The organism is Parabacteroides sp. ASF519, from assembly GCF_000364265.2.
Taxonomy (GTDB): Bacteria; Bacteroidota; Bacteroidia; order Bacteroidales; family Tannerellaceae; genus Parabacteroides; species Parabacteroides goldsteinii.
In genome coordinates, this window is record NZ_AQFV02000006.1 from 764051 (window position 1) to 780445 (window position 16395).

Below are 16395 nucleotides of genomic sequence, written 5' to 3' on the forward strand. Positions count from 1 at the left end.
TAAACGATTCTCCAATCCCTGGAGTGTTAAATATCGAATTATGAAAATCGCTGCCCTATTCCTGATCTTAGGAATAAATGCAAGTTTGGCCAGCAGCACTTATTCGCAATCGGCAACATTGTCTTTGAAAGCGAATAATAAGACAGTGCAGGAGATCTTCTCTGAAATAGAAAAACAAAGCGAATATGTTTTTTTCTATTATGACGGCATATTGGATGTAAACCGGAAAGTGAAATTAGATATCACTGATCAGACTGTGGATATTATATTAAATCTGTTGTTTACAGGAACGGATAATACCTATGTAATTAAAGACCGCCAGATATTTATATCAAAGAAAAAGAATACCGGTTTGATCGGCCCATTGCCATTGAAAGCCCAGGACAGAAGTTCTTTTCGGGGAAAGGTACTGGATGATTTGGGCGAACCTTTGCCGGGAGCGGCTATCCTGGTTGCAGGAAGTACCCGCGGGGTGACGACTGACCTGGACGGTTCCTTTGAACTGGAAGTAAATAAATCGGATAAACTGGTCATTTCTTATTTGGGGATGGAAGATCAGGAAATCGTTATCGGTAATCAGAATGATGTTGTGATCAGAATGAAGCCAAAGGCCGATGAACTGGAAGAAGTGACTGTTGTAGCTTATGGTAAGCAAAAGAAAACCAGTGTGATAGGTGCTATATCAACTATCACCTCCGAACAACTTCAGGTACCGGTTGCGAAACTGAGTACAAGCCTGGCCGGACAGATGGCCGGTATCGTTGCCATACAACGTACCGGTGAGCCTGGTGCCGGAGCAGATTTCTGGATACGGGGTATTAGTTCTTTCGGGGCAAACAATACACCGCTTATACTGGTGGATGGAATAGAACGTTCGATGGATTTGGTTGATCCGGAAGATATTGCTACTTTTTCAATATTGAAGGATGCGACTGCTACGGCTTTGTATGGGGTTCGTGGTGCAAACGGGATTGTTCTGATTACGACAAAGCGAGGAAGGGAAGCCAAGCCTGCTATCAATGCCCGGGTGGAATACGGAATTTCCAATCCGACCGTAACTCCCAAAATGGCGAATGCCTCTCAATGGATGGATTATTATAATGATATCACATTGCAGGGGAACGGACAACTGGCTTATCAGCCAGTAGAATATGATAAACACGTCAATCATACGGATCCTGATTTATATCCGAATGTGGACTGGTGGGATACTACTTTCCGCAATATATCCAACAATATCCGTGCGAATGTAAATGTTTCGGGAGGTGGAAAAAGTGTCCGCTATTATGTTGCCGGTTCGTTTTATAGTGAAAATGGCATTTTTAAACCGGTAAAAAATCCTCAGTATGATCCTCAGGTCGGATATAAGAAAATTAATTTTCGGGCCAATGTCGATATCAATGTAACCCGTCTGACAGAACTGAGCCTTTCGTTGTCGAACCAATATGAAATAAAAAATCGCCTCGGGGTTGCAATGGAAAGTGTTTATAATAATACGCTGGCTGTCCCTTCTGTTGCTGTTGTGCCCGTATTTTCAGATGGTAGTTTATCCCGCCCTATTGTAGGTACTAATCCTTATCTGGACTTGAACTATACAGGGTATTCCGCTGATTTCTGGAACAATGCCCAATCTTTGATCAGCTTGACACAGGATTTTTCATTCATTACTCCCGGCTTGAAAGGAAATGCAAAATTCTCGTGGGATGCCCGTAATGAATCGACGCTGGATAAACGTAAGTCGCCGGTTACGTACGATGCCCTGGGAAGGGATAAGGAAGGAAATCTGATTTTACATCAGAACCGCGACGGTAATGATTTTCTTTCTCTGGCTCGTTCTAACAGAGGGGCACAAACCTGGAATTTTGAAACATCGCTTACTTATGATCAGGTATTCAACGATGATCATCGGGTGAACGGCCTGTTTTTATTCAATATCCGGGAATATACCAACAATTTCCCGACTGATTATATTGCAGCTTTTGCCAATAGAAATATCGGTATTGCAGGTCGTGCTGCCTATTCCTTCAGGGATAAGTATTTCGCTGAATTTAATTTTGGTTATAATGGTTCTGAAAACTTCGCTCCTGGAAAACGTTTCGGTTTTTTCCCTTCAGGTGCTTTGGGCTATATGATCAGCAATGAAGATTTTTGGAAATCCCTGTCGTCTGTGATCTCCTTATTGAAGATTAAAGGCTCTTACGGAGAGATCGGAAATGATAAGATCGGCGGTGATCGTCGTTTTGCTTATAATACCGAGATGCAGTATACGGGAGGTTGGAATTTCGGACGTGATCAGGCAAAGTGGATCGGAGGTATCGCAACCGGACATCCCGGTAACCCGAATGTATCCTGGGAAACTGCCAAGAAGACGGATGTCGGTTTTGAATTGGGACTGTTCCATCGTATTAAACTGAGTGCCGATTATTTTAAAGAAAAACGCGAAGGTATTTATATTCAGCAACAAAGTATTCCTTCGGTAGTCGGTATTAACGTGACGCAGTATGTGAATTTAGGTAAGATGCAGAATCAGGGGATAGATATGACGCTGGAATATGAACAGCAGGTAAATGATGAGTTATATATATCCGGACGTGGAAACTTTACCTTTAACCGTAATAAAGTATTGTATGATGATAAACCGAGTCAGCAATGGCCTTATTTGAATGATGTAGGTTTTCCGATGGATCAACATAGGGGGCTGGTTGCTATTGGTTTGTTTGAGTCGGAGAAAGATATAGCGAACAGTCCGACACAAACCTTCGGTCCGGTACGTCCGGGAGATATCAAATACCGGGATATAGACGGGAACGGGATTATCGACTCAAACGACCGGGTTCCGATGGGATATACGACAATCCCTGAGATCAACTATGGTTTCGGTGTGAGCCTGCGATGGAGACGTTTTGATTTATCCGTATTCTTTCAGGGAGCTACCCATGTAGGGCGTATGATCGGAGGAAGCCAGGTGTACGGTAGTGACGGCAGTATTCTGTCTCTTGGAAACTTCTATGAAGAGGTAGCAGAGAACCGTTGGACTGAATGGAATCCGGATCCGAATGCGAAATATCCCCGTATGTGGATGTCTGCTTTCGACAATAATAAGCAACAGTCCTCCTATTGGTGGCGTGATATGAGCTATATCCGTTTGAAAAATGCGGAGATAGGATATTCATTGCCTAAAGAACTGATACAAAAGATAGGTCTTTCGACAATACGTTTTTATATACAGGGTGTCAATCTTCTGACGTTTAGCGGCTTCAAATTATGGGATCCGGAACTGAATACCGGAACCGGAGGGTTATATCCTCAAATGCGTACGGCTGCTATAGGAATGAATGTTAACTTTTAATTATTAAGCATATGAAAAAATATAAGCATAAATATACAGTAATCAGTCTGTTATACATGATTGGTATGTTGTTTACCGGTTGTGACGGTTTTCTGGATGTAGAGTTGGATAATCAGATTAAACTGGAGGAAGTATTCAATAAACGTTCCACAACCGAACAATATCTGGCACAGGTGTATGGCTTTGTTCCACAGACATATAATTGGCACGAAAATGCAGTCGGAGCTAGTGTTCCCATGAGTGATGAAGCTTTGTTTTCCTGGATGTCCGGGTTGGGGTATCATAGTTTTTTGAATGGAACATGGAGTGTCACGACAACTTCCTATGCAATCTGGAAAAATATGTATCAGGCCATTAATCAGGCTACCGTATTTATGAACCACGTAGATGAGTGTGTGGAGTTGACCCAGAAAGAAAAAGATATAATGAAGGCGGAGGCTCGTTTTTTGAGAGCTTATTTCTATACGCTCTTAATAAATCAGTACGGACCTGTTTATGTTTGGGGAGATCAGGATTCTGATTCCAGCATTCATGCGGAAGATATTGATCGCCACCCGCTGGAAGCAAATGTACAGTTCGTGCTGGAAGAATATGATAAGGCTGCAGAGGTTTTACCTTTACAGATAACGGATCTCAGTTGGTACGGACGTGTAACGAAAGGAGTTGTGTTAGCTGCTAAGGCCCGTTTCTTGTTGTATATGGCGAGTCCGTTGTTTAATGGTTGCTCTTTATATCAAGGGATGCAGAATAAAGACGGAGAATTATTGTTCCCGCAGTCACCAGACCTTGAAAAGTGGCAAAAGGCGGCTGATGCAGCTAAAGCTGTCATCGATCTGGGAATTTATGATCTGGTACGGAATACGGCGGAGACTGATCCGTTCAAACGGGCAATCCGGTCATATATGGGGGTAACATTGGAAAAGTGGAATAAAGAGGTTATCTGGGGGCAATGGCAGACTGATGGAATGTTCATTGTGGTCCGCTGTAATCCTCCTAAGTTCTGTAAGACCGGCTACGGTGGATATTGTCCTTCTATCCGTTTGGTCGATACTTATCCTATGGCTGCTTCGGGGCGCTTCCCTGTCACGGGATATAATGCGGATGGTTCTCCGGTCATAGATCCGAAGTCCGGTTATGTGGAGGATGGTTTTAAGGATAGTTATAAACACCCGTTAGATACTTTCCTACTTGTAAAAGCACATAACAGCTGCGTCGGACGTGATGCCCGTTTTTATGCTTCTGTTTTGGCGAATGGATTTCCTTGGCTGAATCCGGCGATGAGAAAAGATGCTGTTACATTTTTTGATGGAGGTACTTCTTCCTATTCAGGTAGTGGCGATTGTGTAAAGGCCGGATATTCCTGGCGCAGAATGACCGACCCGACTTTGAATACGGACCAGGGTAACTGGGGGCAATTGGTCGCTCTGATCTTTCGTTTAGGTGAAATTTATCTGAACTATGCGGAAGCCTGTAACGAAAAACCGAACCGGGATGAGGCCGAAGCTTTGAAGTATATCAACCTGATCCGTGAACGTTCCGGTTTGAATAAATTGGAGGATGCTTATCCGGAAGTCAAAGGGAATAAAAACTTACTTCGTGAGCTGATCCAGAAAGAACGTATGGTCGAATTGGCTTTCGAGACACTCCGGCTATCGGATCTTCGTCGGTGGATGACCGCTAAAGATGTTCTGAACGGAAAAGTATGGACAAGGAATGTCGCTGCGAAAAATTATGAAGACTCATGGCACAGGACTACGTCTATCTGGGCTTCAGGAGACAGGGTATTCACAGACAAAAATTATCTGTTCCCTATTCCTCAGGAGCAATTGAATGAAATGCAGAATTTGACACAAAATTATGGTTGGTAATAAAAAATGAAGAATATGAAATTCAAATATAATATATTTCTGATGGCCTTATCGGTATTCTCGTTGTGGTTTGTTTCATGTGACGAATACAGGGATGCCGATGAACTGGATGATCAGCTTTACCTGCAAAAATCGGGTTTGCTGGAAGCTAAGGTTTTTAATTGGGGTACTTTTACCTATGAACTGCCTGTGATAAAGAGTGGTAAAGGAAATCATTCCGCAACCGTCCGCCTGTCGGTGGATGAATCCGTTTTGGCTGCTTATAACGAAACGAACGGTACCGATTATAAACTAATGCCGGATAATTGTTATTCGCTGAAAGAGGGAAGTTTATCTTTTACGGAAGATGATTACAGAAAGTTCTTTCTGATTGATTTTGATCCCGCCTCCCTGACTGATCTGGGCAACGATGGTTTGCAATATGTACTGCCCTGTTTGTTAGTGACCGATAACGCGGATATTCGGATTGCAGAGGAGGGTAAGGCGCAGATTTTGATCAAGCCTTCTGTCTATCAGCCTTATATTGGTTTCGAAACTCCGGGTATATACAGGACGGGATCTGAGTTCAGCATAAAAACGGATGACGATGATGTTCTGGTCATTTATCCTAAGGTACAGGTCAATTATTATAATGACTGGGATATTTCTTATGATGTCGAGGTCAATTCAGCTGCACTGGATGAATATAACGGTTCCCTGAGTGCAGGTGCCCGAAAATATAAATTACTGCCGGAAGGTGCGTATACGATAGATCGTTCGACTTGTATCCTGAATAAGAACCGGGATTATGAATATCTAAAGATCACATTGGAGGAGAAAGCATTTAAAGTGGATGAAAATAATTATGCTTTCGGGTACTATGCCCTTCCTCTCAAAATAGCTTCTGTCTCAAAGTATGGAATCGATCCGGAGGCGGATGTGACAATCTATCCGATTTCTATCCAACCCCCGGTTATGGAGAAAACCGGCTGGACGATAGAAGAGTGTAATTCTATTATTACGGATGAAGTCGAGAACGCTTCGTCGATGGATATACCGGATAATCTACTGGATAATAATAATAACACTTATTGGTGTACAAGAGCTATCAAGCCGATAGAATTTCCTTATTTTGTCACTATAAACTTGCAGGAGAATTGTAGTTTGTATCGTTTGGGATTCCAGTTGCCGGAAGATGAATCACTTGGAAATATCAAATCAGGTTATTTTGAAGTTAGCACAGATGGTGAGAATTGGACAAAAATTGTAGATTGGAGCCGCAAAAGCAATCTGGAGGATCGTTCGATGGAACTGGATTTCTCAATGCAACAAGCCAATTATATCCGTTTTGTTATTACGGATGCGTTTGAATATGCAGATCCGGCATTGGGCAAAGCAAGTGGTGCGGTTTGCCAGGTTGCAGAGATTAATGGTTGGGGTATTTAATAACAGATGTTATGTCAAATAGAAGAACTTTTATTAAACAAATGATGGCTGGAGGTATATTATTACCTTCAGCTCCCCAACTTCTGGCGGAGGGAAACTCTTCCGGAGTGGTTGGAAATGGGGAATCTGTCGGTTCCAGCGAGATACGCATTGCTTTAATCGGTAAAGGCGGAATGGGGACTGCTGATGCGAATTGTGCTTTACGGGTACCAGGGGTAAAGATCACGGCCGTATGTGATGTTTATGAAACGCGTTTGGAGGATGCTAAAAAACAGTGGGGAGATCATATTTTCATAACAAAAGATTATAATGATATTCTGAAACGTAGTGATGTCGATGCCGTACTGATCGGAACTCCCGACCATTGGCATCAACCCATTGCCATTGCAGCCATGAAAGCTGGTAAGCATGTATATTGTGAAAAACCGGTTATCCATAAAATAAGTGAGGCGGAAAAACTGATTGATGCGCAGCGGGTAAGCGGTATGTATTTTCAGGCCGGGAGTCAGGGTATGGCTTCTTTAGGGAATAGAAAAGCCCGGCAACTGTTGCGATCCGGAGCTATCGGCAAAGTTAATTTCATAGATGGGCAGTTTACGGGTGCTCCGGGAACATTGGGATATTATCCGGTAGCTGATAATGCGTCTGAAAAAACAATCTGGTGGAAACGGTTTTTAGGAAATGCACCTAAGCATAAATTCGATCCCCAACGTTTCTTTTATTGGAGGAACTGGAAAGATTACGGAACCGGCATTGCCGGAGATCTGTTCGTGCATGTGCTGGCAAGCCTTCACTATATAACTGATGCTATTGGTCCGGAAAAAGTTTATACGACAGGTGGTATCCGGCATTATACAGACGGATACCGGGATACTCCTGATGTGATGCTTGCTTATCTGGATTATCCGGACAGGGAGGATCTGGGAGCGTTCACCGTACAGTTGGGTGCAAACTATGTCGACGGTGTTTCGCGTAAATGGGGAAGTATGGACTTTCGTATTGTCGGTTCGGAAGGAACTCTCGATGTGGCATGGGATAAGGTCACTTTGAAAACGTTGCATAAGGCTGATACAGCTTTCTTGCAGGCATTGGAACCGATTGGGCAGGGGATCGATACGCCGGTTGTCAAATCGGAAAAGGAGATAGAATTCATTGCTTCATCGGACTATAAGGGGGGGCATTATGATCATTTTGAAAACTTTTTTACGGGTATCCGTAATAAAACCCCGCTTGTTTGTGATGTCATGTTTTCTGTAAGATCTGCTGCTCCGGCCTTATTAAGTTATGAAAGTTATGAACGGGGAGAGGCCGTTTATTGGGATGCTGAGAATCTGAAAGAAAGAAAAAAATAAACTTAAAAAAGAGATTTGTCTATGAAAATTATAGGATATGCAGTCTTGTTGTTGCTAATAAGCTGTCCTTTGTTCGCATCGAATCCGGTTCTTTCGTCGACAGCGGAAACAGTTGTCCCATACCGGTTATCGGAGCAGGAGAAGAAAGATGGTTACCGGTTGTTGTTTGACGGAACTACTCTGGATGGATGGATTAACAACTCTGATGAGTATATATTGGAAAACGGTTGTATTGCTAAAAAAGCCTCGGGATTCGGAAATCTTTATTCGGAAGATAGTTTCTGTAACTTTGTATTGAAGTTTGAATTTCAACTGACACCCGGAGCAAATAACGGATTGGGGCTTCGGCACATCATAGTTCCGGAAGGTTATTTGGGAATGGAACTTCAGATACTGGATAATGACGATCCTCAATATAAGGATCTGAAGCCCTACCAGTATCACGGAGGTTTATATAATTATGCTCCGGCCAAACGCGGGTATTTAAAACCAGTGGGCGAATGGAATCAACAGGAAGTGATAGCTCGGGGAGCCAATATTAAGATCATTTTGAATGGGACCGTCATTCTCGATACGAATATCAAGAAAGTGATTAAGGATATTCCGTATGATAAGGTACAGTCCGGATTGCGGAACTCATGTGGTCACATCGCTTTCTTGGGGCATGACTCGGTAGTCAGGTTCAGATATATCCGTATAAAAGTTCTCGAGTGAGAACCACGCAATTGCTTATAAAACAACGACAGACTACTGATTGACTTGTTTTATAGGCAATTGTAAGTTACATGCTGATAAGAAGGAGCAGGACAAATTGCATTTCTGCCTGTGAGAAAGTGGTACGTAGCTTTTTTAAAGACCTTTGTATCAGATTCTGGGTAGATTGGTAATTCATATCCATGATCTGGCAAATCTCTTCATAAGATAATCCTTCTACAAAACGATAATAGATGATTTCTTTCTGGCGTGGCGATAAAACCTCGAGCATCCGGATCATTTTCTCATTCAGGAATTGTTCTCTTTCATTTTCGATAATCTCATCCTCAATCGTATATTCTGCCGCAAAAACAGGTTCCAGCGAATCGATCTGACTGTATTTTATGTCTTTTCTGAATATATTGAATAGCTTGTTTTTCAAGGCAATAAAAAGGTATAGTTTGATGTTGTCTGTAGACTGGAGGTGTCTGCGGTTCTGAAATATCTTTATAAACACATCCTGTATACAATCCTCTACCAGCCCTTTATCAGAGGTAAAATGCATGCCATAAGCATATAGCGCCTGCGAGTACTCTCTATAAATATATGTATAAGCTTCATCATCTCCACAAAGAAAATTCTCCCAGATTATCTGATCTGAGTTTCTCTTTTTTGTAGTCATGGGGGTTGACTCAGTGTTTTTTCTCATAAGAATGCTACGTGGTTAGACCTTGTTCAGAATCAGAACACAAAAATTTGGGAAAACTACTCATCTTTTTCTGTAAATATATTCACTTTTTTCTAAGTGACTACTTTAGTTGACACTTCTGTCGCAGATTGTAAAGTCTAGTTGACAAATAGACTGCCCGGATTGTTAATTGCATGGAAAAGAGCAATTATTACTGAAAAATTTCCTTAATAGAGTACCAGCTATAAAAAAATGTATTACTTTTGTACCGGTCTTAACAAGGCGCGATAATAGCAAGTTAGATGTAGGTATTGGAGCCCTGTTATTTTAATTTCGCGAGAGAGAAAAGTTATATAAAGTCAATCATTTAAATTATTATCAAGAATGGCTAATTTAGATTTAAGCAAGTACGGAATTACCGGTGTAACAGAAATTTTACACAATCCGTCTTATGATGTTCTGTTCGCAGAAGAAACAAAACCATCTTTGGAAGGTTTTGAAAAAGGTCAGGTAACAGAACTGGGTGCTGTAAACGTAATGACAGGTGTTTACACAGGTCGTTCACCTAAGGATAAATTCTTTGTAAAGAATGAAGCCAGCGAAGACTCAGTATGGTGGACTTCTGAAGAATATAAAAATGATAACAAGCCTTGTACTGAAGAAGCATGGGCTGATCTGAAAGCTAAAGCTGTAAAACAATTGTCAGGCAAACGTCTGTTCGTTGTCGATACATTCTGCGGTGCAAACGAAGCAACTCGTATGAAAGTTCGTTTCATCATGGAAGTAGCTTGGCAGGCACATTTCGTAACTAACATGTTTATCCGTCCGACAGCTGAAGAACTGGCTAACTACGGTGAACCTGATTTCGTTTGTTTCAACGCTTCTAAAGCAAAAGTTGACAACTTCAAAGAACTGGGTCTGAACTCTGAAACTGCTACAGTTTTCAACTTGAAGACTAAAGAACAGGTTATCCTGAACACTTGGTACGGTGGTGAAATGAAGAAAGGTATGTTCTCTATCATGAACTACATGAACCCGCTTCGTGGTATCGCTTCTATGCACTGCTCTGCTAACACGGATAAAGAAGGAACTAGTTCAGCTATCTTCTTCGGTCTGTCTGGTACAGGTAAGACTACTTTGTCAACTGACCCGAAACGTCTGTTGATCGGTGATGACGAACACGGATGGGATAACGAAGGTGTATTTAACTACGAAGGTGGTTGCTATGCTAAGGTTATCAACCTGGACAAAGAAAGCGAACCGGATATCTACAACGCTATCAAACGCGATGCTCTGTTGGAAAACGTAACAGTTGCTGCTGACGGTACTATTGACTTCGCAGATAAGAGCGTAACAGAAAATACTCGCGTTTCTTATCCTATCTATCACATTGAAAACATCGTTAAGCCGGTATCTAAAGGTCCGCACGCAAAACAGGTTATTTTCCTGTCTGCTGATGCATTCGGTGTATTGCCTCCGGTATCTATCCTGACTCCGGAACAAACTCAGTACTACTTCCTTTCTGGTTTCACAGCTAAATTGGCAGGTACAGAACGTGGTATCACTGAACCGACTCCTACATTCTCTGCTTGTTTCGGTGCTGCATTCTTGTCATTACACCCGACTAAATACGGTGAAGAACTGGTTAAGAAAATGGAAATGACTGGTGCTAAGGCTTATCTGGTTAACACTGGATGGAATGGTAGCGGTAAGCGTATCTCTATCAAAGATACAAGAGGTATCATCGATGCTATCCTGGATGGCTCTATCGACAAAGCTCCGACTAAGGTTATTCCTTACTTCGACTTCGTTGTTCCGACAGAACTTCCGGGTGTTGATCCGAAAATCCTTGATCCTCGTGACACTTACGCTGATGCTGCTCAGTGGGATGAAAAAGCTAAAGATTTGGCTGCTCGCTTCCAGAAGAACTTCGCTAAGTTCACAGGTAACGAAGCTGGTAAGGCTTTGGTTTCTGCCGGTCCGAAATTGTAATTCAAACGCCGGAGGTAAATCTTACCAAAGGTTAAGAATAATATCATCAAAAAGCGTGGAACATACCGTTCTGCGCTTTTTTTTGTATATCTACTTAATTTTATCATAAATGTTAGTTTGTTTTAAAATCTATTGTTATCTTTACCGCGTATTATCCGTTAATGTGTGGGTTTAAGGTATAATGATAAAACGTTTATTACTGATTTTAGGAGTCGCATTGTTTTTGTCGTCGTGCGGCAAGGACGTCTCTTACCGAATTGAAGGCAAGTTGTCTAATTTGGAAGATGAGACGCTATATGCTGTTTTTGAGAATGACAATTATAAAGTTGTTGATACCATCACTTGCGAGAAACCCGGACAATTCTCCCTGAAACGGAACGAAGGAGACTTCAATACCGTAACGATTTTCTTCGATAATAAAAAAAGCTGGACCACGGCTTACCTGATGAAAGGAGAGAAAGTCACCATAACCGGTGATGCTCTTTATCCGGCTTTGCTTCAGGTGAAAGGCGGACGTGTCAACGACCAGTTGAATTCTTTTCGTAAAAGTGTTACTCCCCTGCTGAAGGAGCAGGCAGACCTGATCAAGATATTAACGAGTAAAAGCAGTCAAACAAATACAACGGAAGATACTGATATTCCTTCTCGTCTGACGAATGTAAACCATACCCTGAGTGAACGGGCGATGGAATATATACAAGAACATCCGGATGAAGAAGCTTCGGCTGTTTTATTGCAATATTATTTTATGAATCCGGATGATACCCGCAAAATGGATGAATTGCTGGCTGTGTTAAGTCCGAAATTGAAAGATTTTTATCTGATTCGTAAAATGCAGGATTACAGTATGAAAGCACAGCGAACTTCTTTGGGCGCGGAAGCTCCGGGTTTTAATGTAAAGAATGTATATGGACATACTGTGAGTCTGGATTCGTTCCCGCAGCGATATTTGTTACTTGCTTTTACGGCTCCTTGGTGCGATATGTGCCAGACAGAAGATCTGTTTTTGGATAAGGTTGCGATGAAGTACCCGAAAGAGAAAGTCGATATGCTGTTGATCAGTCTCGATGACGACCCGCAGGAGGTACGCAAGTTGTTGGCAAAGGATAGTATCAACTGGAATTTGGTAACCGATTCTGCCGGACAAGCAACAATGCTGGTTGATCTGTATAATGTGAATGCACTTCCTCGCTGTTTTCTGATCGATGAGGAAGGAAAGATCATTATGAAAACGGACAATGGTGTAGAAATAGAACAAACACTTGAAAAACTGGTAGAAAAATGAGATAACGAATTATAAACTTCCAACCAAAATCATTAATTATGTTAGTAAAATCTTATGCCGCCGCGGTGCAGGGCATCTCTGCAACCATTGTCACCATTGAAGTAAATTGTACAAAGGGAATCCAATTCTTTTTGGTAGGTCTTCCCGATGTTGCTGTGCGTGAAAGCCACGAACGTATCATTTCTGCGCTTCAGGTGAGTGGATATAAATTCCCCCGTAATCGAATTGTGATTAATATGGCACCTGCCGATATCCGGAAGGAAGGTTCTGCTTATGATCTGCCACTGGCTGTCGGGATACTGGCAGCCGCCGAGGAATTGGACGCTTCGCGGCTGGATAAGTTTATCCTGATGGGCGAACTATCGTTGGACGGAAGCCTGCAACCGGTAAAAGGCGTGCTCCCTATTGCTATTAAAGCGAGGGAGGAAGGCTTTAAGGGTTTCATACTGCCCAGACAGAATGCCCGTGAGGCCGCTGTGGTTAATAATCTGGAGGTCTATGGAGCCGATAATATCAAAGAGGTGATTGAATTCATGGGCGGAAAACGCGAACTGGAACAGACTGTTGTTGATACGAGGAAAGAGTTTTATGCCCGTCAGGAGCAATTCGAGTTTGATTTTTCAGATGTACGCGGCCAGGAAAATGTAAAACGAGCTTTGGAAGTCGCTGCGGCAGGAGGCCATAATCTGATTATGATCGGTCCGCCGGGAAGCGGAAAATCAATGTTGGCCAAACGACTGTCCACGATCCTTCCACCATTCACCTTACACGAATCGTTGGAGACGACTAAGATACATTCTGTAGCCGGAAAGATAGGGGTGGAGACTTCCCTGATGGTGCAACGTCCCTTCCGTTCGCCGCATCATACCATTTCAAATGTAGCAATGGTGGGAGGCGGTGCCTATCCTCAACCGGGTGAAGTGAGTCTGGCTCATAACGGCGTGCTGTTCCTCGATGAATTACCGGAATTCAACCGGAGTGTTTTGGAGGTGATGCGACAACCGTTGGAAGATCGAAAGATTACTGTTTCTCGTGCCCGTTTCTCGGTCGATTATCCGGCCAGCTTTATGCTGGTTGCCTCGATGAATCCTTGTCCCTGCGGTTATTATAACCATCCGGACAGGGCTTGCCTTTGCCCTCCGGGGGCAGTACAGAAATATATGAACCGTGTATCCGGCCCGTTGCTCGACCGTATCGACATACAGGTGGAGATTGTACCTGTTCCTTTTGAAAAGATATCCGAACAACGTCCGTCTGAACCCAGTGCTGCTGTTCGTGAACGGGTTGTTAATGCCCGTGCAATTCAGGAAAAACGTTTTGCCGACAACGAAGGTGTATATTGCAATGCACAGATGACCACGCAACTTCTGCATAAATATGCCGTACCCGACGCCGCTTGCCTGTCTCTTCTTAAAACGGCCATGCAACGTCTGAGCCTTTCCGCCCGTGCTTACGACCGTATCCTGAAAGTAGCCCGTACCATTGCTGACCTTGATGCCTCTGAAAAGATAGAAACACGCCATCTTGCCGAAGCCATTAATTACCGGAATCTGGACAGGGAGAGCTGGGGATTGTAAAAATTATTCCGTACCTTTGCCCCTCAAAAAGAGAACACAAGGTATGGAAAAACATTTTAAGAGAACGCTGATAACTACGGCGTTGCCGTATGCGAACGGACCGGTACATATCGGACATCTGGCCGGGGTGTATGTACCGGCCGATATTTATGCCCGCTACCTTCGTCTGAAGGGGGAAGAGGTATTGATGATCGGGGGATCGGACGAACATGGTGTGCCTATTACCCTCCGTGCTAAGAAAGAAGGTGTTACACCGCAGGATGTGGTGGACCGTTTTCATGGCATTATCAAGAAGTCTTTCGAGGAGTTCGGCATCTCGTTCGATATCTATTCACGCACAACTTCGTCTACTCATCGTCAGGTAGCGTCGGACTTTTTCCGTACCCTGTATGAAAAAGGAGAGTTTATCGAGAAGACCAGCGAACAATATTACGACGAGGAAGCCAAACAATTCCTTGCCGACCGTTATATAACCGGTACATGTCCGCATTGCGGTAACGAAAAGGCTTATGGTGACCAGTGCGAAGCCTGCGGTACATCGTTGAATGCTACAGACCTGATCAACCCGAAGTCTGCCATTAGTGGTAGCGAACCGGTGATGAAGGAGACCAAACACTGGTATCTGCCCTTGGATAAGCATGAACCGTTCCTGCGCAAATGGATTCTGGAAGATCATAAAGAATGGAAACCGAATGTGTACGGACAGTGCAAGAGCTGGCTGGACATGGGATTGCAACCGCGTGCCGTAAGCCGCGACCTGGACTGGGGTATCCCTGTTCCGGTAGAAGGAGCGGAAGGCAAAGTGCTTTACGTATGGTTCGATGCCCCGATCGGTTATATCTCCAATACAAAAGAATTACTTCCCGACAGTTGGGAGACCTGGTGGAAAGATCCTGAAACCAAGATGGTACATTTCATCGGAAAGGATAATATCGTGTTCCATTGCATCGTATTCCCAGCCATGTTGAAGGCGGAAGGTACTTTCAATCTGCCGGAGAATGTGCCAGCCAATGAATTTCTGAACCTGGAAGGCGACAAGATCTCTACTTCCCGCAACTGGGCGGTATGGTTGAACGAATATCTGGTGGATATGCCGGGAAAACAGGACGTGTTACGTTATGTCCTGACCGCCAATGCTCCGGAAACAAAAGATAACGACTTTACCTGGAAAGACTTCCAGGCACGCAATAACAACGAGTTGGTTGCCATCCTGGGTAACTTTGTAAACCGTGCTCTGGTGCTGACTGAGAAATATTTCGAAGGAAAAGTGCCGGCAGTAAGCGAACTGACTGACTATGACCGTCAGACTTTGAAAGATTTCGAAGATGTAAAAGCAAATGTGGAACGTCTGCTCGACACCTATCATTTCCGTGATGCCCAGAAAGAAGCCATGAACCTGGCCCGTATCGGTAACAAATACCTGGCAGATACGGAACCCTGGAAGCTGGCAAAGACGGATATGCCCCGTGTGGCAACGATCATGAACATCGCTTTGCAGATCACAGCCAACCTGGCTATTGCTTTCGAACCCTTCCTACCGTTCAGCATGGAGAAACTCAACAAGATGCTGAATGTAGAACCGTTAGGCTGGAGCCGTCTGGGTGCAACCGACTTGTTGGAAGCCGGACATCAGCTAGGCAAATCCGAACTGTTGTTTGAAAAGATCGAAGACAGTGTGATCGAAGCGCAGGTTCAGAAGTTGCTGGATACAAAGAAAGCGAACGAAGAAGCCAACTATAAAGCGAAACCGATACGCGAAAACATCGCGTTCGATGATTTCACAAAACTGGATATCCGTGTGGGAACGATCCTGGAATGTACAAAGGTGCCTAAGGCCGACAAGTTGTTGCAGTTCCGTATCGATGACGGTCTGGAGAAACGTACGATCGTTTCCGGTATCGCCCAGCATTATTCTCCCGAAGAGTTGGTCGGAAAACAAGTTTGCTTTATTGCCAATCTTGCTCCGCGTAAGTTGAAAGGCATCGTATCGGAAGGTATGATCCTCTCTGCTGAAAACTTCGATGGCAAGCTGTCTGTCATCACTCCGGAAAAGGAAGTGAAACCGGGTAGCGAAGTAAAATAACATAAGATCTCCGGTGCTATGGAACGTAAGAGTACCGGAGATATGAATGATAATAGAGCCGGTATTCTTATCTGTAAGAGTCC

At 43.5% G+C, this 16395-nt stretch carries 10 protein-coding genes; 9 read left to right on the plus strand and 1 reads right to left on the minus strand.

The features are described from left to right. Positions 1-40 precede the first annotated feature (40 nt). From C825_RS02980 to C825_RS03000, 5 genes are read left to right on the plus strand one after another with little or no spacing between them, the layout of a single operon-like run. Entirely contained in the window at positions 41-3349 is a 3309-nt protein-coding gene (locus C825_RS02980) for a TonB-dependent receptor (protein WP_232434145.1), read from the plus strand. A gap of 11 nt (positions 3350-3360) precedes the next feature. Then, positions 3361-5217, plus strand: coding sequence for a RagB/SusD family nutrient uptake outer membrane protein (locus C825_RS02985; protein WP_009860701.1), 1857 nt, complete (start codon positions 3361-3363; stop codon positions 5215-5217). A 15-nt stretch (positions 5218-5232) separates the two neighbouring features. Next, positions 5233-6642 (plus strand): BT_3987 domain-containing protein, encoded by a 1410-nt coding sequence (locus C825_RS02990; RefSeq protein WP_010801361.1) that lies wholly within the window; start codon positions 5233-5235, stop codon positions 6640-6642. A gap of 11 nt (positions 6643-6653) precedes the next feature. After that, the gene (locus C825_RS02995; RefSeq protein ID WP_009860703.1) at positions 6654-7994 is read left to right on the plus strand and encodes a Gfo/Idh/MocA family protein; all 1341 of its coding nucleotides are present in this window, start codon (positions 6654-6656) and stop codon (positions 7992-7994) included. Between the two features lie 21 nt (positions 7995-8015). Then, entirely contained in the window at positions 8016-8708 is a 693-nt protein-coding gene (locus tag C825_RS03000) for a 3-keto-disaccharide hydrolase (protein ID WP_010801362.1), read from the plus strand. 67 nt (positions 8709-8775) lie between these two features. Here C825_RS03000 and C825_RS03005 read toward each other — a convergent pair whose 3' ends face one another. Beyond that, the gene (locus C825_RS03005) at positions 8776-9369 is read right to left on the minus strand and encodes an RNA polymerase sigma factor (RefSeq protein WP_228100060.1); all 594 of its coding nucleotides are present in this window, start codon (positions 9367-9369) and stop codon (positions 8776-8778) included. Positions 9370-9759: 390 nt separating this feature from the next. On the opposite strand from C825_RS03005, the gene pckA reads away from it, so the two are divergent. From pckA to metG, 4 genes are all read left to right on the plus strand, one after another. Beyond that, positions 9760-11367 carry a phosphoenolpyruvate carboxykinase (ATP) gene (pckA, locus tag C825_RS03010; protein ID WP_009860706.1) on the plus strand — a complete coding sequence of 536 codons (1608 nt, stop codon included), beginning with the start codon at positions 9760-9762 and terminating at the stop codon, positions 11365-11367. 181 nt (positions 11368-11548) lie between these two features. Beyond that, positions 11549-12652 carry a TlpA disulfide reductase family protein gene (locus C825_RS03015; protein ID WP_009860707.1) on the plus strand — a complete coding sequence of 368 codons (1104 nt, stop codon included), beginning with the start codon at positions 11549-11551 and terminating at the stop codon, positions 12650-12652. A 38-nt stretch (positions 12653-12690) separates the two neighbouring features. Continuing rightward, positions 12691-14229, plus strand: coding sequence for a YifB family Mg chelatase-like AAA ATPase (locus C825_RS03020; protein ID WP_009860708.1), 1539 nt, complete (start codon positions 12691-12693; stop codon positions 14227-14229). Positions 14230-14272: 43 nt separating this feature from the next. Continuing rightward, positions 14273-16312, plus strand: coding sequence for a methionine--tRNA ligase (gene metG, locus C825_RS03025; RefSeq protein WP_010801364.1), 2040 nt, complete (start codon positions 14273-14275; stop codon positions 16310-16312). Positions 16313-16395: the final 83 nt, after the last annotated feature.

Bases quoted from the DNA above. Each gene is read 5' to 3' on its own strand.
- C825_RS02980 (WP_232434145.1), top strand. From the start codon at position 41: ATGAAAATCGCTGCCCTATTCCTGATCTTAGGAATAAATGCAAGTTTG.
- C825_RS02985 (WP_009860701.1), top strand. From the start codon at position 3,361: ATGAAAAAATATAAGCATAAATATACAGTAATCAGTCTGTTATACATG.
- C825_RS02990 (WP_010801361.1), top strand. From the start codon at position 5,233: ATGAAATTCAAATATAATATATTTCTGATGGCCTTATCGGTATTCTCG.
- C825_RS02995 (WP_009860703.1), top strand. From the start codon at position 6,654: ATGTCAAATAGAAGAACTTTTATTAAACAAATGATGGCTGGAGGTATA.
- C825_RS03000 (WP_010801362.1), top strand. From the start codon at position 8,016: ATGAAAATTATAGGATATGCAGTCTTGTTGTTGCTAATAAGCTGTCCT.
- C825_RS03005 (WP_228100060.1), bottom strand. From the start codon at position 9,369: ATGACTACAAAAAAGAGAAACTCAGATCAGATAATCTGGGAGAATTTT.
- pckA (WP_009860706.1), top strand. From the start codon at position 9,760: ATGGCTAATTTAGATTTAAGCAAGTACGGAATTACCGGTGTAACAGAA.
- C825_RS03015 (WP_009860707.1), top strand. From the start codon at position 11,549: ATGATAAAACGTTTATTACTGATTTTAGGAGTCGCATTGTTTTTGTCG.
- C825_RS03020 (WP_009860708.1), top strand. From the start codon at position 12,691: ATGTTAGTAAAATCTTATGCCGCCGCGGTGCAGGGCATCTCTGCAACC.
- metG (WP_010801364.1), top strand. From the start codon at position 14,273: ATGGAAAAACATTTTAAGAGAACGCTGATAACTACGGCGTTGCCGTAT.